A 19,723-nucleotide genomic window follows, 5' to 3' on the forward strand; every position below is an offset into this window, starting at 1 on the left:
AAATCATATAGCTTTTATTATTATTTAAAACGTTTATCAGATCTTATTCTCTGAACTTTTGGTGCATTTCCTTGCATTGGAACCAAATCTTTTTTTGTAGTCATGTTTCTAATATTCACAATTTGAATCTGCTCTCTGTTTTCTTTTCCTTTTTTACCCTTCATTCCTTGAATTACAACAGAATGTCCTTGTAGCACGGAAATGAAATTGATTTTTTTAAACCAACGTCTTTTTTTAAATATGCACCTAGCAATGGATTTACTGCCGTCGGCCTTTACTAAGATAGTTACAGTTAATTTATAAAATATTTTTAGAAAACTCTTTTCTTCTACTTTCACAGATAGAACTCTACCTTGTGTTTGGGTAAGTCTATCACCATATCTTTTTAAATAAGCCTGTGTATAGCTATTAGTCAATTTGTCTTTAAATCCCATGTGTATTACTCCTTCACAATAAAAATTATAAAAAATATAAAAAGTCAGTAAATTAATTATATCTTATGTTGTAATTTAACTCAAGTATTAAAAATAGCGTATTGTAATATATATAATAAAGTAATTAATAGAAAATATGTATAGTATTCTTAGTTTTTAAATATTATTATTTCTAAGTGATAAGATTTGTTCCTAAATTGATAATTTGAGAATATTAATATAATAAAGGATTGAAAGGAGGAGGAATATGAATAGAGAATTAACTCCAAAGAATATTATTTATGAGTTCGATATTGAAGATATAAGCTTAAGAAGCCATACAGACTCAATGCCACAGTATCTTGATGCAATAGAAAATATTAAAACGGCTCTTAGTATAGATGAAGAGGGTTTTAATATTTATTTAATAGAAGATTTTTCAAAACAAAACCTTAAAGATATTATTAAATATGTAAATAAGACTTTTGAAAATAAGGGTAAGCCAAAGGATATTTGTTATGTTTTATATGAAGATGAGAAATTACCCAAACCGATTTTTATAAGTAATGGGGGAGGGAATAAGTTGAGAGATGCTATTCTGAAAATGCAGAACCAATATTTAGAGTGCACATTTCAATTTTATAATAACTCCATAAATAAAGAAAAAGAAGAAATTAAAGAAAATATTCAAAAGCAAAGAAATGAGCTAATTACAAAACTTATTGATTTAGCAAAAGAGAAGGGCTTTGACATAAAATCCACTAATAGTGGGTTTAATTTCATTCCCTTAGGCAGTAGCGGTGAAATGACTGAAAATGAATATGATACATTAGACAAAGAGAACAGAGAAACTGTTTTAGAAACCGTAAGCATTTTAAAAGAAAAGGCTAGGAAGATATTAGAGGAATTAAAAGATATTGAAGTAAGAGATATAGGTAAGATAAAAGAAATAATGAAGGTGTATTATGAAGATGAAATGAATGATTTAAAAGAAGAGTCTAAAAAAATGTTTATGGAGGATGAAGCCGTTCAGGATTACTTTGATGTAATATGTAGTAATATTGAAAATAACCTTATAGAGAACTACTCCTTAAGCTATGATGAGGATGAGGAAAAGATAAATGAAATTATATATAAATATATCGTACATGTAATTGTAGATAACAGTAAAAATGAAACATCACCAGTGATATTTGAGCAAGACCCAAGTATAGCAAACTTACTTGGAAATATAGAATATGAAAATCATAATGGGGTCTATTCTACGGATATAGAGTTTATAAAAGGTGGTAGCATGTTAAAAGCAAATGAAGGATGTTTGATAATTAAGATAAATAATCTATTAAGTAACCCTTCAGCTTACTATTATTTAAAAAAAGCATTATTAACACAAGAGGTGGATGTATCCTCTAATAAAAGTTATTATGAGTTTCTTTCTTTAGGTACTTTAAAACCAGAACCTATACCAATTAAAGAGAAAGTGATCCTTATTGGAGATTATGAGACTTATAATTTGCTTTATAACTACGATGAGGATTTTAGAAAGATTTTTACTATGAGGGCAGAATGTAATCCCATGCAGAATATAAACAATGATTTAAAAGAATCTTTGATATTTGAGATAAATAAGATTTGTAGTGAAAATGATTTTAAGTGTCTTACAAAGGGCGCTATAAGAGAAGTTGCAAAGATATTGTCTAGAAAGGCACAGAGCAGGAGCAAGATATACTATGACAAATATGAAATTAATAGGCTGTTAACATTATCAAATAATAAGGCTAAAGAAGAAAATAAGGAAGAGATTAGTGAAGAAGATATAATTCATATAGGTTATAAAAAAGATGTTGTAGAAAAGGAAATTCTAAATAGTTATATAGAAAAGAAAATGCTTATTGATGTTAAAGATATAAGGGTAGGTCAAATCAATGGATTATCAGTAATTGATACAGGATACTTTAGTTTTGGTAAACCAATAAAGATTACTTGCTGTTGTTATAAGGGTGAAGGGAATATTATAGATGTTCAAAAGGATAGCAATCTAAGTGGGAATATCCATACTAAGTCTATAAATATTCTAAAGGGATATATAAGCACCATTAATGGTGGATTCACTAAGTTGCCAGTGGATTTTCACTTAAGCTTTGAACAAATTTATGGAAAAGTAGATGGAGATAGTGCATCCGTTGCAGAAGTTATATGTATGCTTTCAGCCCTAAGCAAAATACCAATAAAGCAAAGCATTGCTGTAACAGGTTCTATTAATCAATTTGGTGATGTTCAACCTATTGGGGGAGTAAATGAAAAAATAGAAGGATTTTTTGGAGTGTGCAAAGCAATTGACACAGTAAAGGGAAAAGGTGTATTAATTCCTTTATCAAATGCAGAGGATTTGGTTTTAAGCGCGGAGGTTGAAATGGAAATTAAGAATGGGAACTTTCATATATACACTATGACCTCTATAGAAGATGCAATTGAGGTGCTAATGGGGGATTCAAATACTAGCTTTAAGAAGGTAATGACTTCTATTAATAAGGAATTAAAAAAGTATAGTAATAAAAAGATTTTAAATAACAGTAATGTTTAAGGTATATATTAGAAGAACGGGACAAAATATTTATGTCCCGTTTTGTGATTTAAATACTGATTATTTTATACGTTAAATCTAAAATTAACTACATCCCCATCTTGCATAATATACTCTTTTCCTTCAAGTCTAAATAGGCCCTTTTCTTTAGCAGCGGCTTCGCTACCACATTCAACTAACTTATCAAAGGAAACTATTTCTGCACGTATGAAACCTCTTTCAATATCGGAGTGGATTTTTCCAGCTGCAGCAGGAGCTTTAGTTCCTATGTGTATAGTCCAAGCTCTTATTTCTTGAGGACCTGCAGTTAAATAGCTCATTAAACCTAATAACTTATAACTTGCGTGAATAAGCTTATCAAGGCCTGATTCATTGAGACCATATTCCTCTAAAAGTTGCATTTTTTCATCATCATCTAAAGTGGATAATTCCTCCTCTAGTCTTGCGCAAACTACGATTACCTCTGAATTTTCATTTGCAGCAAATTCTTTAACCTTCTTAACCATATCATTTTCTATATTACCTGACATTAGATCATCCTCACTAATGTTTGCAGCATATAATACTGGCTTTGAAGTAATTAAGAAAAGGGTACTTGCAAAAGCAGCTTCCTCTTCGTTAAATTCTAATGTTCTAACTGGGAAGTTTGATTCAAGATGGTTTTTTATTCTTTCCATAAGTTCATATTCCATTTTGGCTGTTTTGTCACCGGAACGAACAAGTTTTAATGATTTTTCCATTCTTCTTTCTAGAACGTCAAGGTCAGAAAAAATAAGTTCTAAATTAATAGTATCTATATCGCGAAGTGGATCTACGCCGCCCTCTACATGCACCACATTGTCATCATGAAAGCATCTTACAACATGAACAATAGATTCTACTTCTCTAATGTGAGATAGAAATTTATTACCTAGTCCTTCTCCTTTGCTTGCCCCTTTTACAAGACCAGCTATATCATAAAATTCAATTGCAGTATGAATTTTCTTTTTGCTATTATAAATAGTTTGTAATACATCCAATCTTTTGTCAGGTACACTAACAACCCCTACATTTGGTTCTATAGTACAAAATGGGTAGTTAGCAGATTCAGCACCTGCTTTTGTTATTGCATTAAATAATGTGCTTTTTCCTACATTTGGTAAACCTACAATTCCTAATTTCATATATATGTACATTCCTTTCTTACGCTTAAGATTATTAATATCTTATAAATTATACTCTAGAACTTAAGTTACTTCAAGAAAGTTTAAGGCATTTAAGGAAAGTAAATAGAGAATGCCTTTAAAACTCAGGAAATATAAGGGGTTTATGTGATTATAGGTAACACGATACAATACAAGGGATAAATAATTGAATTTTTTTAAAAAAGTAATAATAGTTTAATAAAATAAGAAGGTATTTTCATTTTTCTATAGAATAATACTTAAAAGTGGTTTAAAATGGTTTAAAGTGGTTTAAAGTGGAGTGATTATTAAAATTAAAACATAATTATAAAATGAATTAATTTTATAACATAGAGTAATAGTATAAAGTGGGGTAATAAAATGTTTATCGGTGAATATCAACATGCCATTGATAGTAAAAACAGAATAATTATTCCCACTAAGTTTCGAGAAGGGTTAGGAGGCGAATTTATATTCACTAAGGGCCTAGATGGATGTTTATACATATACACCATGGATGAGTGGATGATAATGGAGGAAAAGCTAAAGAAGCTTCCATTAACTAGCAAAGATGCAAGAGCTTTTGTAAGGTTTTTCTTCTCAGGTGCCAACGAGGTAACCATAGATAAACAAGGAAGAGCGTTAATACCCCAAAACTTATGTGAATATGCTTCAATTGAAAAGGAAATAGTAAGTATAGGAGTATCCACTAGAATAGAAATATGGGCCAAGGATAAATGGGATAAGTATAACGATTCAGATATAAATTTTGATGAGATAGCGGAAAAAATGGTTGAATTAGGTATATAAAAGGAGAGTAAATATGGAATTTAAGCATATATCAGTTTTATTAAATGAGTGCCTTGATGCATTAGATATTAAGGAAGATGGAATTTATGTGGATTGTACATTAGGGGGTGCTGGGCATTCTTTAGAAATTTTAAAAAGGCTGTCAAAAAATGGACGTTTGATTGGAATTGATCAAGACGTAGATGCATTAAAAGCTGCAAAGGAAAAGCTAAAAGATTTTAATAATGTTACATATGTACACGATAATTTTTATAATATTGAAGCTATATTGAAAAAACTGGATATTGAAAAGGTAGACGGTATTCTTATGGATTTAGGAGTCTCTTCCTTTCAATTAGATGAAACAGAGCGTGGTTTTAGCTACATGAGGGATGCAACTCTTGATATGAGGATGGATAGAAGTCAAAGCTTATCTGCACATGGGGTAGTGAATAGTTACAGTGAGGAGCAAATAGCAGAGGTTTTAAGAGATTACGGAGAAGAAAAGTTCTCAAAGAGAATAGCTAATTTCATAGTAGATAGACGTAAGGATAAATCAATAGATACTACTTTGGAATTAGTAAACATAATAGATGCAGCTATTCCTGCAAAGTACAAGAGAGACGGCGGGCATCCAGCAAAAAGGACCTTCCAAGGTATAAGAATTGAAGTAAATGGAGAATTAAGAATTTTAAATAAAGCAATAGAAGATGGAGTACATAGACTTAATAGTGGTGGAAGAATAGCGGTTATCACTTTTCATTCACTAGAAGATAGAATTATTAAGAATAGTTTTAAAGCCCTTCAAGACCCTTGTAAATGTCCAAAACAATTACCAATGTGTGTGTGTGGTAAGACAGCAATAATAAAACTTATAACTAGAAAACCTTTAGGAGCAACAGAGGAAGAATTAGAGGTAAATTCAAGAAGTAGAAGTGCAAAACTAAGAGTGGCAGAAAAGATTTAGTTCTAAATTTTGGGTGGGGTGAATAAAGTGATAATAGAAAAAAACAAGTTTAAAGTACTTGGGAATACTGTGCTAGCACCAGATGAAACCTTTAAAAAACAAAAACATGAGGATTTAGAAAAGTCACTAGAACAAATTAAACATAAAAAAAGACTAAAGAATATGAAAAAGAAAAAACACACACTTATAAACATATTATTAGGTTTTGTTGTTGGAGTAACTATTATTGCAAGGTACTCTATGATTTACAATTATCAAAATGCAACCTTTAAAGCTAAAGCTGAAATAGAGGTATTAAACAAAGAAAATGAAGCATATAAAATACAACTAATTAAATTTAAAAATATAAGTTACATTGAGGAAATTGCTACGGAAAAACTTCATATGGTTAAACCGAGAATTAGCGATATACAATACTATAATTTAAGTAAAAATAACTTGGAAACTAAGGAAGCTTCAGAAGTGAAAATAAGTAATACTATAATAAGTAAAATAAAAAATATAATATTTTAAGTGTCAAAGCATAAGGAGGAACTGATTTGGCAAGAGAAGAGTATAGAGACAAGGTATTAGTTAAACGTAGAATGTTAGTTGTCTTTTTCATACTTTTTCTTTTGTTTTTTCTATTGGTTAGTAGGTTAAGCTACGTAATGATAGTAAAAGGAAAGGATTATAAAGAAAGAGCGATTTTGCAGTGGACAAGTGATGTTCGTATTGCAGCAAAACGGGGACGAATTTTAGATAGAAATGGAAAGGAACTCGCTATAAGTGCAAATGTTTTTAGAGTAGACTTAGATCTTAATTCATTACGAGACTCTACAGCGAAAAATAAATTAACTATGCAGGATATTGCACCAGATCTTTCTAAAATACTCGGAATGGACTCTAATGATGTTTTATCTACTCTGACTAAAAGGAGCTCGACGGGTAAACTTATTGGAGGAGCAATTTTAAAAAGAAGAATAGATAAAGATATGGCTGATAAGATTAGTGATTTCTCAAAGGCGCATAAACTTCGAGGAATTGTTATTACTGGGGATACAAAAAGATATTATCCAAATAATAATTTTTTGGCAAATGTTCTAGGACATACTAATACTGATGGGAATGGACTCGTGGGAGTTGAACTATACTACGATAAATATTTATCTGGTATACCGGGAATGAAGATTTCAGAAACTGATAGGAAAAGCGAGGAATTACCTTATACAATATCAGATTATGCAAAGCCAATAGATGGGAAAGATGTAGTTCTTACTATTGATGAAATGATTCAATATTTCTGTGAGAAAGCAGCGGAGCAGGCTATGATTGACAACAAAGCAGCTGCAGTTACTATAGTTGCAATGAACCCTAAAAATGGGGAAGTACTAGGTATGGTTAACAAACCAGACTATGACCCCAACAATCCTTGGGATGTTAGTAAAAGTTATGACGAAAATCAAAAGGCATGGAGAAATAGAGCTGTAAGTGATACCTTTGAACCGGGATCTATTTTTAAAGTCATAACAGCCACTGCAGCAATGGAAGAAAAAGTAGTAGAGGAAAAAAGTGAATTTAATTGTAATGGAAGTACTGTAGTTTCCGGAAGAACAATAAAATGTTGGAAAACTACAGGTCATGGACATCAAACTTTTGTGGATATTCTAAAGAATTCCTGTAACGTTGGCTTTATGGAGCTTGGTAAAAGATTGGGACCAGAAAAATTAAATAAGTACATTAAGCTATTCGGTTTTGGAGTGCGGACTGGGATTGATTTAAATGGAGAAGCTTCAGGGATAATTAGAAAAACAGAAAATATAAGCCCTCTTGATTTAGCAACAATATCCTTTGGTCAAAATAATACATTATCTTGTATGCAGTATCTAACGGCACTAAATGCCATTGCAAATGGAGGTAAGCTTATAACTCCACATGTTATGAAGGAAATAGTGGATTATGATGATTTGGGAAAAAAAGAAGTTATACAAGCCTATTCAAAGTATAATGAAAGAAAGATAATAGACGAGCCAATTGCAAAAGAGCTAAGGGGTTACCTTGAGCAGGTTGTAGAAAATGGTGGTGGTAAAAAGGCTTATATTGCAGGATACCATATTGCTGGTAAGACAGGAACTGCTCAAAAGGTTATAGATGGTAAGTATGCCCCACAAAAATATGTTTCATCATTTGCGGGAATGGCACCAGCAAATGATCCTCAAATATCCTTATTAATTTCAATTGATGAGCCAGACCCATCTAATTATTATGGCGGTCAAATTGCCACTGTAGTAGCAAAACAAGTTTTTAATGATATTTTTAATTATTTATCCTTTAAATCTGATGCTTCTAGTGAAGAAGTTTCAAAAAGCTTATTAAAGGATGTTATTGTGCCAGAGGTAAGGGGTCTCAAAAAAGCTGAAGCTGAAAAATTATTAAAAGAAAGCAATTTAAAATTTAAATTAAGCTCAGATGGAGAAAATATTACTGACATGACACCGAAACCTGGATACACTGTTAAAGAAGGAACGCAGATTATTTTACACACTGATATAAAAGAACAATATGGTAATATAGTTATGGTTCCAAACATTAAAGGTAATAGTTCGGAAAGGGCTAGTGAAATTTTAAATAGTCTCGGGCTAAAAGTTCAATTTGTTGGTGAAGGAATAGCTTCAGAGCAAAGCATAGAAGGTATAGAGGTGAAAAAAGGTACTACGGTGACCGTACATCTAGACCTTATGGCGGATTAGATAAATACAGTGTATAATTATATTGATGAAAATAATAAAAACCGACAGGATTCAGCATTTCTGAACTGTCGGATTTGCCATGTAAAAGGCTATTGTTATTACAAAAAATAAATTTGCCTTGTATACTATTTTAAAAAAAGGTTAGTAATAAAGAAGAATTAAATTTTGTGTAATGATTTGAGGAGTGATAAATATGAAGTTGCGAGATATTATGGAGAATACTAATTTAGATATAATCCAAGGCAGTATTGATTTGGAAATAAATAGAATACAATACGATTCAAGAAAAGTTAACCAAGGGGATGTATTTTTCTGCATTGATGGATATAATGTTGATGGCCATAAATACATTCAGGATGCCATTAATAATGGAGCTATCGCTATAGTATGTCAAAAGGATATAGATATGGATTTTAAAAACTGTAGTGTGATTAAAGCTAAGGACAGCAGAAAAGCGCTAGCCATAAGTGCAGCTAACTACTATAAAAATCCTAGTAGAAAGATGAAAATTATAGGAATCACAGGGACGAATGGAAAGACAACCTCTGCTTTTATGATTAAAGAAATTTTGCAGCAAAAGGGGTATAAGGTTGGACTAATTGGGACAATAGCGAACTATATTGAAAAGAAGAAAATTCATACTGAGAGAACTACTCCAGAATCACTTGAACTACATGAACTATTTTCACAAATGGTGGAGTGTAAGGTGGACTATTGTGTTATGGAGGTATCTTCTCATTCTTTGAGCTTAGACAGGGTATATGGAATAGAGTTTTGTGAAAGTATATTTACTAATTTGACTCAAGATCATTTAGATTTCCATAAAACCTTCGAAAATTATTTTAATGCAAAATTAATGTTATTTAAAAATACCAAAAACTCTATAATTAATATTGATGATGTATATGGTGAAAAAGCGTATAGCTTAATTAAAGATAATAAGCTAAGTTTTGGATTAAATAATTCAGATGTTATGGCTATTGATATAAAAGTACATTCAAGAGGCAGTAAATTTACATTAAAATATGAAAGTAATTCCTTTGAAGTTGAGTTGAGTATACCAGGAAACTACAATGTATATAATGCCCTTGGTGCTATAGCCGTTTGTTTAAGTCAAGGAGTAGAACCATCATTAATTAAAATAGCACTTAAGAAGGTTCAAGTGCCTGGAAGATGTGAACTTGTTAAGGATACCCATAACCTTGGGTTTGAAATAATTTTAGACTATGCACATTCCCCTGATGGCCTTGAGAATATATTAAAAACTGCTAGGGAATTTACAAAGGGCAAGCTTATATGTGTTTTTGGATGCGGCGGAGATAGGGATAAAACCAAAAGACCTATAATGGGAAGAATAGGAAGTCAGCTATGTGATGCATTAGTAATTACTTCTGACAATCCAAGAAATGAAGATCCTTTGGAAATAATCAATGATATAGTTAAAGGAATGGAAAAACATAATTTTGAAATTATAGAAAGTAGAAAAGAAGCAATAAAAAGAGCTATGGAAGTTGCTAGTTCTGGCGATGTAATTGTTATTGCAGGAAAAGGTCATGAGGACTATCAGATTTTAAAAGATAAAACTATACATTTTGATGAAAGAGAAGTTGTTTCAGAGATAATAAAGGAGCGATTCTAGATGGAGCACATTACTTTAGATGAGATAATAGAGGCAATAGGTGGAGAAGTAGTAGTTAAAGGGGAAAGTAGGCTATATAACAATGTTAGCATTGACACAAGAGCTATAAAAGAAAATGATATTTTTATAGCGTTGAAAGGTGAGAACTTTAATGCTAATGAGTTCGTTTTAGAAGCTATGAAAAATGGTGCTTCAATTTGCATAGTTGATGAAATAAAATTTGAAAAATCGAAGGTTAGCAAAAAAACAACAGTAATTAAGGTGCCAGATACCAAAAGGGCACTACTTGATCTTGCAAAGTTTTACATGCAAACGCTGAATTTAAAGGTAGTAGGGATTACTGGTTCTACGGGTAAAACTTCAACAAAGGATTTAGTTGCTGCTGTATTAAGTACAAGATTTAAAGTTTTTAAAACAATAGGTAATTTTAACAATGAGATAGGGTTACCTATGATGATATTCAAACTTGATAAAAGTTATGATGTAGCAGTGCTTGAAATGGGCATGAGTGATTTTTCTGAGATTCATAATTTATGTGAGATTTCAAAGCCGGATATTGCTATTATTACTAACGTTGGAATGTCTCACATTGAAAACCTTAAAACTAGAGAAAATATTTTAAAGGCTAAAATGGAAATAACAGATTACTTTAATGATGACAGTGTTTTAATTGTAAATTCAGATAATGATTTATTGGATAGTATAGTAGGATCAAATTATAAACTTGTAAAAACAGGAATTGATTCAATGGCTGATTTTAAAGCTTGTAATTTGAATATTGAGGAAAAGAAAATATCTTTTAACTTAATGGAAAATAAAAAGTTAATAAATAATAACATTGAGGTAAATGTACCTGGAAGACACAATATACTTAATTCCCTACTAGCAGTAGCTTGCGGAAGGGAAATGGGCATGACCTATGATGAGATTTGTGAAGGGTTTAAAAGGTTAGAAGCTACATCTATGCGATTAGATATAATAAAGGGTGAGAAATTTACAGTAATCAATGATTGTTATAATGCTAGTCCAGATTCCATGATAGCTGCAATTGATGTGCTTTGCAATGTTAGTGGAAAATCCAAGATTGCAATTCTTGGTACTATGAGGGAACTTGGAGATGGCGCATTTAAGGCACATAAAGAAATTGGAGAATATGCAAGATTTAAAAATGTTGATTTATTAATTACCCTAGGTGAATTTAATGATGCATATAAAGAAGGATTTAACGATATAAATAAGTATAGAAGTTTTGAAACCTATGAGAATGTAGTTTCATATCTTGAAGAAATTTTAGCTGAAAATGATGTAGTTTTAATTAAAGCCTCAAGGTATATGAAGTTTGAAAGTATTGTAAGTGAACTTTACAAGATAAATTTCCTGAAAAATTTAAATGGTAGAGAGGTGATAAAAAAGTGAGCGTAATAATATATTCAGTTTTAATTGCATTTTTATTATCAATTATCCTAGGTCCTTTAGTAATTCCAATGTTACATAAGCTTAAGTTTGGGCAAAATATAAGAGAAGAGGGGCCTAAAAGCCACCTTAAAAAAGCAGGTACACCTACTATGGGTGGCATAATATTTATGGTTTCAACAATAATTACAATGTTAATTATTGTTAGACACACTAGCGATGAAGCTATGATTGCATTGTATTGTTTTATAGCCTTTGGAATAATAGGTCTTATTGATGATTTACTAAAAATAACACGTAAAAAAAATGAAGGGCTTACCTCCAAACAAAAAATGGTGCTTTTGCTCGTAGTATCAGGACTTATTGGGTATTACGCTTCAATTAAAATAGGAACTGATATAATGATACCGTTTTTTAATAAAAATATAGATTTGGGTTTTTGGTATGTACCATTTATTGTTATATATTTTGTAGCAACTACAAATTCAGTTAACTTAACAGATGGATTAGACGGCCTAGCTACTTGCATTACCATAGTAGTTATGACATTCTTTGCATTGGTGAGTAATATGATGTTTCATTCTAGTCTTGCAATATTCTGCGGGGCCCTTGCAGGGGCATTGCTTGGATTTTTGAAATTTAATTCTTATAAAGCACAAATTTTCATGGGTGACATGGGGTCACTTGCTCTTGGTGGTGCAGTAGCTGCAGTTGGAATGATACTAAAAATACCGCTATTAGTTATCATTGTAGGCGGAGTATATGTTATGGAAGCCATATCTGTTATTATTCAAGTTTCCGTATTTAAGGCTACTAAAAAGCGAGTATTTAAAATGTCTCCAATTCATCATCACTTTGAATTAGTTGGATGGCATGAAACTAAGATTGTTGCGATATTTTCAATTGTAACAGTAATTTTATGTTTAATTGGGTTTTTAGCCTTTCCCTATTAATGATGTAAGGAGAATATAATATGAAAAAATCCAGGGTTAAAATGGGACAAATAGATTTTGTATTATTTGCAACTGTAATGGTACTTGTGGCCATAGGAGTTGTAATGGTTTATAGTGCAAGCTCATATACTTCAGCTTTCAAGTTAAATGATCCAGAATACTACTTGAAAAAGCAACTGATGTGGGCATGTGTTGGCTTTGTTGCTATGGTTACAGCCATTAAAATTGATTATCATATTATAAAGAAATATACTGGCATTATTATGGTAGGTACAGCACTGCTTTTGATTGTGGTACTTGCATGTCCGCCTATTAATGGCGCTAAAAGGTGGATTCCATTAGGATTTGCAGCTATTCAGCCATCTGAAATTGCAAAATATGCTATAGTGTTATACATGGCTAAAAGTTTAGACTTAAAAGGAGAAAAAGTTAAGGAGTTCTTTTATGGCATATGCCCATATCTGTTAGTTTCGGCATTTTATGCAGCACTAATTTTGTTAGAACCAAACTTAAGTATTGCATCTGTTATAATGATTGTTACTGTAATTATTTTATTTGCAGTGGGTGCAAGATTTATACATATGTTTGCCATAGGTTCATCACTTGTAGCAGCAGTTGGTGTTTTAACAATTACTGCCTCCTACAGGCTTAAAAGACTTATGAATTTTATGGACCCTTTTGCTGATAGTCAAGGAGATGGCTATCAACTAGTTCAGTCCTTGCTTGCACTTGGATCGGGGGGAGTTACTGGCGCAGGTATAGGACAATCAAGACAAAAATGTCTGTATATACCAGAACCATGGACGGACTTTATTTTTCCAATAATTTGCGAAGAATTAGGGTTAATCGGAGGAAGCTTTATAATTTTATTATTCATAATTTTTGTATGGCGTGGTATTAAAACAGCAGTTACAGCTAAAGACATATATGGTAACATTTTGGCTATAGGAATTACATCTGTTATATCAGTGCAGGCAATTATTAATATAGCAGTAGTTACAGGGTCAATGCCTGTAACAGGGGTGCCATTACCTTTTATTAGTTATGGTGGTTCAGCTCTAGTTTTCAATATGTTTGCTATTGGAATATTACTTAATGTATCAAGGCAATCTGCTAATAAAAATTAGAAATAAAGGCATGCATATTGCATGGCTTTTTCTATGTTTACATTTAAAAATTATTTTATTTAAAAATACTAAAAGATTCATTAAAATTGGATGAAAATAATTTAATTAAGTGTTATTATATATATAAGAGCAAAATTCAAGGCAAATTCCTATAAGCTATACGGAATTTTACTTTGAGATTTTAAATTATGCACAATATGGGTTATTGAATGTGAGGAAGTGGATGAAAAATAAAGATAATGATTTAAAAAAAGGCAACTATATTATAGAAAATAAAGAGAAGTTATTATATAAGAGAAAACACAAAAAAAAGTTAAAGCGTTTAATTTTATTAGTAATAATTATGATATCTACGCTTATAACATTATGTTTTAAACTGCCTTATTTTAATATTGCAACAATTGATGTTATAGGAAATATAAATGTATCTAAAGCTGAAATTAATAATAATTCTAATATTTCTTTAGGAAACAATATTTTTTATACTAATTTTAGTGATAGCAAAAGACAAATTATAAAAAATCCTTATATTTTAAATGTTGAATTTAAGAGAGCTTTACCTAATAAGGTTATAATAAAAATCCAGGAAAGAGTAGCATTGTTTTATGGGAAGGCAAATAGTACTTTTTATATTTTAGATAACAAGGGCATTTTACTTGAAAAGAGATCTGATATAAAGGATATGAAATTAGTGAACTTGATTGGGTTTAATTATGAAAAATGTGAAGTAGGCAATTTAATTGTATCAGAGGATAGTAGAAAAATTAATATTGCAAATGAAATAACAAATCTAATTAACGATTATAGAAAGACTGATAGCAATAGCAAAATAACCATGGTAGATGTAAGTAATGTCGTAGATATAAAGGTGTTCGCTGGAGAAATGTGTATCAAACTTGGAACATCAGAGAACTTGAAAGATAAATTGAATAAAGCTATTAATATTACTTCACAACCTGAATATAAGGCTACAAAGGGATATGTAGATGTTAGTTTCAAGGGTAATCCAGTTGTTTTTATAGAAAAGAAGTAGTGAAGTCCGAGCAATAATTATCTCCCTTAGAGATTAACAAGGAGGAAGTCTATGAAGAAGCTTTGGTCCCAAATATCCATTGGTATAGTATGTATACTACTAGGATTTATGATAACTTACCAATTTAAAATGATAAGCAAACAAAGTTTAGTAACAGATACAGACAAGAACTCACCAGAAATCTTAATGGAAAATGAACAGTTAAAAAAGAGTAAAGAAGAGCTAAAGAAAAAAATTGATGAACTAAATGCTAAAACAAAAGAATATGAAAATGTTGCACGTGGAAGAGATGAGCAAAGTGAATTATTGTACAAAGAATTGGAAGAAACGAGAATCCTTACAGGCGGAACTGAAGTAGAGGGTAAAGGATTAATAATTTACATAACTCCGAAAAGTAACATTTTTGGAAGTAGCGCTGAAAGTCAGCGTATAAATGATTCGGATTTAGTTCATATAGTAAACGAACTAAATGCAGCAGATGCAGAAGCAATTTCTATCAATGATATTAGGCTGACTTCTCGTAGTGGTATAAGGAATGCTGGAAATGCAATTATTATAAACGATGAGAAGGTATCTTATAATAAAAGAATTACAATTAAAGTAATTGGTAGACAGGATATATTAGAAGGTGCTATGAGCTTTTCTGGTGCAATTCCACAAAATTTGATGTTGAACTGTGATATAAGCACAGAGAAATCAGACAAGATTAAAATTGAGAAATATAACAAAACATATAAGTTTGAGTATGCCAAACCAATAGAAAAGAAATAGAGGTGATTAAATGGTTGCATTTGTAGGATTATTAATAGGTATTATATTAGGAGTTGTGTGGAATGTTGATATTCCAGTTAAATTTTCTCCTTATATTTCTGTAGCGATTTTCGCCTGTTTAGATTCAGTTTTTGGAGCGATCAGGGGCTCGATTTCTCATAATTTCAGAGCTGATATTTTTGTATCAGGTTTTTTTGGAAATGCGGCATTAGCAGTAGCAATGGTTTATCTAGGTGACAAATTGGGAATTCCTATTTATCTAGCTGCTGTTATTGTATTTGGAGGAAGAATATTTGATAACTTTGCAATTATTAGGCGACTTCTAATTGATAAAACCAAATCTCATTCATGAGGTGATTAAATGAAAAATAATGAATCTACTATATTTGTTTTTATAGCTTCAATAATTGTAGGTCTGCTTATTGCAATGAATATTGGATTTGAGGGTAAAAGTAGTTTTTTGGATGTAAAACAATATGACGAAGCATATAATGAGAGAAATAAGTTGTATGGTGAAATAAATAATTTGAAAAATCAATATTATACTACTTATTCAAAGTTACAAAAGTATGATCATGGTGATACAAAAAAATATGAAGTTTTAGAAGAAATCCAAGAGGAAATCAGGTATAATAGTTTAATAATGGGAACTAGCGATGTGGAAGGTCAAGGTATTAAAATCATATTAGAAGATGGCGAAAGTAGCTTTGGCCAATATATCAATAGCTCACAGTTAATACACGACATTGATATCGTTCAAGTTATAAATGATTTAAAAAATGCAGGTGCAGAAGCGATTTCTGTTAATGGTGAACGGATTATTTATGATAATTATGGAATATGCACCGGATCTAATATTACATTAAATGGAATAAAAATTGTGCCACCATTTTACATAACTGCAATTGGAAACAAAGATGTATTATATAATTATTTAACTCTAGAACAAACACACATAAAAACACTAAAACTTCGAGAAGTTAAAGTAAATATTGCTAAAGAAGAAAATATAAAAATATTAGCGTATACAGGTAAATTTAATTATGAATATATGAGGTTTGTAGATAAATAATAATATTATCTGTATAACGATATAAATGATATAAAGGATTTTTTAGGTACCATGAAGAATTAATATACAAATGTGATTGTGGTAACAATTAGTATTATAATACAAAAGTTAAGGAGGATGAATAGTTGGAAATCTTTGAAGCTTATAATAAAATAAAAAATGAGATTCCAGAAGACGTAACATTAGTATGTGTTTCTAAAACTAGAGAAATACATGAAATAAAAGAAGCCTATGACTGTGGAGCTAGAGATTTTGGAGAGAATAAAGTACAAGAACTAATTGAAAAGTATGATAGTTTAAGTAAAGACATTAGATGGCATCTTATAGGACACCTACAAACCAATAAAGTAAAATACATTGTTGGAAAAGTTCATCTCATTCATTCTTTAGATAGTATAAGGTTATTACGGGAAATTGAGAAACGGTATGAATCACAAGGCGAAATTGCTAATTTGTTAATTCAAGTTAATATAGGTAAAGAAAGCAGTAAAACAGGGATAGATGCTGAAGAAATTGATGCTCTAATAAAAGTATGTGAAGAATGCAATCATATAAAAATTAAAGGTTTAATGGCTACAATTCCAATTGGTGACGAAGAAGAATGTAAAAAGTATTTTATCCAGATGAAAACTATATTTGATAATTTAAAAAATTATAAATATAAGAATGTTACTATGGAATTTTTATCCCTAGGCATGAGTGGAGATTTTGAAATTGCAATAGATGCAGGATCTAATATGATAAGACTTGGTTCTAATATATTTGGTAAAAGAGATTACAAAAAATCGGAGGTATAAACATGAGTAAAGTAATTAACAAAGTTATGGGATTTTTAGGAATGTCTGAAGAGGATGGCGACGAAATTCAAGAGATGGAAAATGATGATGAGAACATGGAAATTGAATCATTAATGAGTGCAAATAAAAAACAAAGTAAGGTTGTAAATATTCATACCACTTCTTCTGTAAAGGTAGTTATTATAAAACCAGAAGATTTTGATGAAGCAACTACTATTTGTGATAGTTTAAAGTCTAGAAAAATTGTAGTTATTAATACTACAGTATTGGACCCTAAAACTGGGCAAAGATTGTTAGATTTTATAGGAGGGGCGTGCTACGCTTTATGTGGTGATCTTCAGCAAGTGGAAAAAGGTGTGTATATAATATCTCCATCTAATATAGAAGTTAATAATGAATTGAAAAATGAACTAAGCTCAAAAGGAATTTTTAATTGGAATAAGTAAAAGGGGTAACTATTTTCTATTTTAAAAAGATATAGGAGGCACAAAATTTGTATATGTTATTTAAGCTTGTTGAAATGATTTTTAATTTTTTGCAAATTGCAATATTTGTTGAAGTGATTTTATCTTGGGTTTATTCTGGGCGGACAAATCAATATATAGAATTATTACATAAAGTTACAGAGCCTATTTTAAGACCAGGTAGATTAATTCAAGAAAGATATTTTAATAATTTAATGGTAGATTTTTCACCGATAATCGCACTTTTTATGTTATCAATTTTAAGAAAAATTGTACTTAATATATTGATATTAATATATTAGGGAAGATCTAAATGGATAAAAATTATTTTTTAAATAGTATAAGTTGTGAAGATAAGAATTTAATATCTGGTATATTTAATAAAATGCAAATAGCTGAAAAGACAAACAAAGTTATATTTACTAATGAGTTTGTATCCCCCCATGTATGGAATCAGATTTTTACTGTGTGTGAAAATTATAAAGTAAAATCCTTTGCAAATGGAATATTTGAGGATGCCGATAGAAGAATGGTATCATTTTCAAGTTTTGAGCAGCCTACAGCATATCCTATAACTTTACTTAAAATAAGTAATAAATCTAAGTTTTCCTCTTTGGAACATAAAGATTATTTAGGAGCAATAATGTCGCTTGGAATTAAAAGAGAAAAATTAGGGGATTTAGTAACTGAAGATAAAGCATGTTATGCAACAGTTTGTAGTGAAATTAGTAATTATATAATTACTAATTTAAGTAGTATAAGCAATTGTCCATGTGAAGTTCAAGAACAGGATTATAATTTACAGGACATTCCCAAAAGAAAGTTTCAGCAAAAGGTTATTATTTCTACATCTCTTCGGCTTGATGGCATGGTTTCGGCTATATGTAATATATCAAGGAATAACTCAGTTGAATTAATAGCTTCAGGTAAAATACTTGTAAATTACTTTCAATGTTTAAAAAAAGATAAAGTTGTAAAAGCAAATGATACTTTAACAATTAGAGGATATGGAAAATTCAAGATTTGCGATATTGTGGGGACAACTCAAAAGGATCGTTTGAAAGTCGCAATAAAGCAGTACATTTAGTTAAAGGGGGAGCAAGATGAAAATAACACCTATGGACATTAATAACAAGGATTTTAAAAAAGGCTTGAGAGGATATAATGTTGATGAAGTTCATGACTTTTTAGATAGCTTAGCTGAAGAGTATGAATTTATTTACAAAGAGAATTTAAGCTTAAAAGATAAAACAAGCTTTTTAGAAGAAAAATTAGAACATCATGTTAAAATAGAGGCTACCATTCAAAATACATTAGTATTAGCTCAAAATGCAGCAGAACAAGCAAAGCTTTCTGCCCAAAGAGAATCAGAACTTATTATTAAGAGTGCAAATGAATCTGCTCAAAGAATGTTAGATAGGGCTCATGATGATGTACTTAAGATAAATGATGAATATGAAAAAACTAAACAAGAATTTGCAAAGTTTAGAACTACATTTAGGAGCTTCATGAGTTGTCAAATTGATATGTTTGAAGGATTAGAAAAGGATTATTTTAAAAATTATAATGTTTCAAATGTTTCGAGTAAAGGTAATGAAATTAAGGATATAAATGGCCACCAAGAGATTAGTGGTGATGCAGAGTTTTCTAATTTAACTCTGAAAAACATTGATGAAAAAAATCTTAAGTGCAATGATTTTGAAGAAATAAAGACTTTTTTTGCAAAAGAATAGAAGTATATAAATCTCACTCATTGGGTGAGATTTTTCATGTCAAAAATGTGGTATAATATATTTGGCGTGCTATGGG

Annotated in this window: 20 protein-coding genes; 18 read left to right on the forward strand and 2 right to left on the reverse strand. The window is 30.5% G+C overall.

Going from position 1 to position 19,723, the window contains the following annotated elements; translation table 11 throughout:
* Positions 1-20 precede the first annotated feature (20 nt).
* Positions 21-434 carry a hypothetical protein gene (locus tag LGK97_RS03855; RefSeq protein WP_226258421.1) on the reverse strand — a complete coding sequence of 138 codons (414 nt, stop codon included), beginning with the start codon at positions 432-434 and terminating at the stop codon, positions 21-23.
* 247 nt (positions 435-681) lie between these two features.
* Here LGK97_RS03855 and LGK97_RS03860 point away from each other — a divergent pair, with 247 nt between their 5' ends.
* Complete coding sequence (locus LGK97_RS03860) at positions 682-2,997, forward strand: AAA family ATPase (RefSeq protein WP_226258422.1); 2,316 nt, start codon at positions 682-684, stop codon at positions 2,995-2,997.
* A 65-nt stretch (positions 2,998-3,062) separates the two neighbouring features.
* Here LGK97_RS03860 and ychF read toward each other — a convergent pair whose 3' ends face one another.
* Positions 3,063-4,160 carry a redox-regulated ATPase YchF gene (gene ychF / locus LGK97_RS03865; protein WP_226258423.1) on the reverse strand — a complete coding sequence of 366 codons (1,098 nt, stop codon included), beginning with the start codon at positions 4,158-4,160 and terminating at the stop codon, positions 3,063-3,065.
* Between the two features lie 381 nt (positions 4,161-4,541).
* Here ychF and mraZ point away from each other — a divergent pair, with 381 nt between their 5' ends.
* From mraZ to LGK97_RS03950, 17 genes are all read left to right on the forward strand, one after another.
* On the forward strand, positions 4,542-4,970 hold the full coding sequence (mraZ, locus tag LGK97_RS03870; RefSeq protein ID WP_226258424.1) for a division/cell wall cluster transcriptional repressor MraZ: 429 nt from the start codon (positions 4,542-4,544) through the stop codon (positions 4,968-4,970).
* Positions 4,971-4,983: 13 nt separating this feature from the next.
* A complete protein-coding gene (gene rsmH / locus LGK97_RS03875) occupies positions 4,984-5,916 on the forward strand; it encodes a 16S rRNA (cytosine(1402)-N(4))-methyltransferase RsmH (RefSeq protein ID WP_226258425.1) in 933 nt (310 codons plus the stop codon).
* Between the two features lie 27 nt (positions 5,917-5,943).
* Complete coding sequence (locus LGK97_RS03880) at positions 5,944-6,429, forward strand: hypothetical protein (protein WP_226258426.1); 486 nt, start codon at positions 5,944-5,946, stop codon at positions 6,427-6,429.
* A 26-nt stretch (positions 6,430-6,455) separates the two neighbouring features.
* A complete protein-coding gene (locus tag LGK97_RS03885; RefSeq protein WP_226258427.1) occupies positions 6,456-8,645 on the forward strand; it encodes a stage V sporulation protein D in 2,190 nt (729 codons plus the stop codon).
* Positions 8,646-8,838: 193 nt separating this feature from the next.
* The gene (locus LGK97_RS03890) at positions 8,839-10,284 is read left to right on the forward strand and encodes a UDP-N-acetylmuramoyl-L-alanyl-D-glutamate--2,6-diaminopimelate ligase (RefSeq protein WP_226258428.1); all 1,446 of its coding nucleotides are present in this window, start codon (positions 8,839-8,841) and stop codon (positions 10,282-10,284) included.
* Positions 10,285-11,700 (forward strand): UDP-N-acetylmuramoyl-tripeptide--D-alanyl-D-alanine ligase, encoded by a 1,416-nt coding sequence (locus LGK97_RS03895; RefSeq protein ID WP_226258429.1) that lies wholly within the window; start codon positions 10,285-10,287, stop codon positions 11,698-11,700.
* On the forward strand, positions 11,697-12,650 hold the full coding sequence (gene mraY / locus LGK97_RS03900; protein ID WP_226258430.1) for a phospho-N-acetylmuramoyl-pentapeptide-transferase: 954 nt from the start codon (positions 11,697-11,699) through the stop codon (positions 12,648-12,650). Before LGK97_RS03895 ends, mraY begins: the two co-directional genes overlap by 4 nt.
* 20 nt (positions 12,651-12,670) lie before the next feature.
* A complete protein-coding gene (gene spoVE / locus LGK97_RS03905) occupies positions 12,671-13,777 on the forward strand; it encodes a stage V sporulation protein E (protein WP_226258431.1) in 1,107 nt (368 codons plus the stop codon).
* Positions 13,778-14,000: 223 nt separating this feature from the next.
* Entirely contained in the window at positions 14,001-14,810 is an 810-nt protein-coding gene (locus LGK97_RS03910) for a cell division protein FtsQ/DivIB (protein ID WP_226258432.1), read from the forward strand.
* A 51-nt stretch (positions 14,811-14,861) separates the two neighbouring features.
* Positions 14,862-15,581 carry a DUF881 domain-containing protein gene (locus LGK97_RS03915; protein ID WP_226258433.1) on the forward strand — a complete coding sequence of 240 codons (720 nt, stop codon included), beginning with the start codon at positions 14,862-14,864 and terminating at the stop codon, positions 15,579-15,581.
* Positions 15,582-15,591: 10 nt separating this feature from the next.
* Positions 15,592-15,933, forward strand: a complete 342-nt coding sequence (locus LGK97_RS03920; protein ID WP_226258434.1) for a small basic family protein — start codon at positions 15,592-15,594, stop codon at positions 15,931-15,933.
* A gap of 9 nt (positions 15,934-15,942) precedes the next feature.
* Positions 15,943-16,653, forward strand: a complete 711-nt coding sequence (locus tag LGK97_RS03925; protein WP_226258435.1) for a DUF881 domain-containing protein — start codon at positions 15,943-15,945, stop codon at positions 16,651-16,653.
* A gap of 125 nt (positions 16,654-16,778) precedes the next feature.
* Complete coding sequence (locus LGK97_RS03930; protein ID WP_226258436.1) at positions 16,779-17,450, forward strand: YggS family pyridoxal phosphate-dependent enzyme; 672 nt, start codon at positions 16,779-16,781, stop codon at positions 17,448-17,450.
* A gap of 2 nt (positions 17,451-17,452) precedes the next feature.
* Positions 17,453-17,896 (forward strand): cell division protein SepF, encoded by a 444-nt coding sequence (locus LGK97_RS03935; protein ID WP_226258437.1) that lies wholly within the window; start codon positions 17,453-17,455, stop codon positions 17,894-17,896.
* Between the two features lie 53 nt (positions 17,897-17,949).
* Positions 17,950-18,216 (forward strand): YggT family protein, encoded by a 267-nt coding sequence (locus LGK97_RS03940; RefSeq protein ID WP_226258457.1) that lies wholly within the window; start codon positions 17,950-17,952, stop codon positions 18,214-18,216.
* 11 nt (positions 18,217-18,227) lie between these two features.
* Positions 18,228-19,001, forward strand: coding sequence for an RNA-binding protein (locus LGK97_RS03945; RefSeq protein ID WP_226258438.1), 774 nt, complete (start codon positions 18,228-18,230; stop codon positions 18,999-19,001).
* Between the two features lie 16 nt (positions 19,002-19,017).
* The gene (locus LGK97_RS03950; protein ID WP_226258439.1) at positions 19,018-19,647 is read left to right on the forward strand and encodes a DivIVA domain-containing protein; all 630 of its coding nucleotides are present in this window, start codon (positions 19,018-19,020) and stop codon (positions 19,645-19,647) included.
* Positions 19,648-19,723 lie beyond the last annotated feature (76 nt).

This window comes from Clostridium sp. CS001, from assembly GCF_020443565.1.
Taxonomy (GTDB): Bacteria; Bacillota; Clostridia; order Clostridiales; family Clostridiaceae; genus Clostridium_AD.

Coding starts and splice junctions, on each gene's coding strand:
- LGK97_RS03855 (WP_226258421.1), bottom strand. CDS start 434: ATGGGATTTAAAGACAAATTGACTAATAGCTATACACAGGCTTATTTA.
- LGK97_RS03860 (WP_226258422.1), top strand. CDS start 682: ATGAATAGAGAATTAACTCCAAAGAATATTATTTATGAGTTCGATATT.
- ychF (WP_226258423.1), bottom strand. CDS start 4,160: ATGAAATTAGGAATTGTAGGTTTACCAAATGTAGGAAAAAGCACATTA.
- mraZ (WP_226258424.1), top strand. CDS start 4,542: ATGTTTATCGGTGAATATCAACATGCCATTGATAGTAAAAACAGAATA.
- rsmH (WP_226258425.1), top strand. CDS start 4,984: ATGGAATTTAAGCATATATCAGTTTTATTAAATGAGTGCCTTGATGCA.
- LGK97_RS03890 (WP_226258428.1), top strand. CDS start 8,839: ATGAAGTTGCGAGATATTATGGAGAATACTAATTTAGATATAATCCAA.
- LGK97_RS03895 (WP_226258429.1), top strand. CDS start 10,285: ATGGAGCACATTACTTTAGATGAGATAATAGAGGCAATAGGTGGAGAA.
- spoVE (WP_226258431.1), top strand. CDS start 12,671: ATGAAAAAATCCAGGGTTAAAATGGGACAAATAGATTTTGTATTATTT.
- LGK97_RS03910 (WP_226258432.1), top strand. CDS start 14,001: ATGAAAAATAAAGATAATGATTTAAAAAAAGGCAACTATATTATAGAA.
- LGK97_RS03915 (WP_226258433.1), top strand. CDS start 14,862: ATGAAGAAGCTTTGGTCCCAAATATCCATTGGTATAGTATGTATACTA.
- LGK97_RS03920 (WP_226258434.1), top strand. CDS start 15,592: ATGGTTGCATTTGTAGGATTATTAATAGGTATTATATTAGGAGTTGTG.
- LGK97_RS03925 (WP_226258435.1), top strand. CDS start 15,943: ATGAAAAATAATGAATCTACTATATTTGTTTTTATAGCTTCAATAATT.
- LGK97_RS03935 (WP_226258437.1), top strand. CDS start 17,453: ATGAGTAAAGTAATTAACAAAGTTATGGGATTTTTAGGAATGTCTGAA.
- LGK97_RS03940 (WP_226258457.1), top strand. CDS start 17,950: ATGTTATTTAAGCTTGTTGAAATGATTTTTAATTTTTTGCAAATTGCA.
- LGK97_RS03945 (WP_226258438.1), top strand. CDS start 18,228: ATGGATAAAAATTATTTTTTAAATAGTATAAGTTGTGAAGATAAGAAT.
- LGK97_RS03950 (WP_226258439.1), top strand. CDS start 19,018: ATGAAAATAACACCTATGGACATTAATAACAAGGATTTTAAAAAAGGC.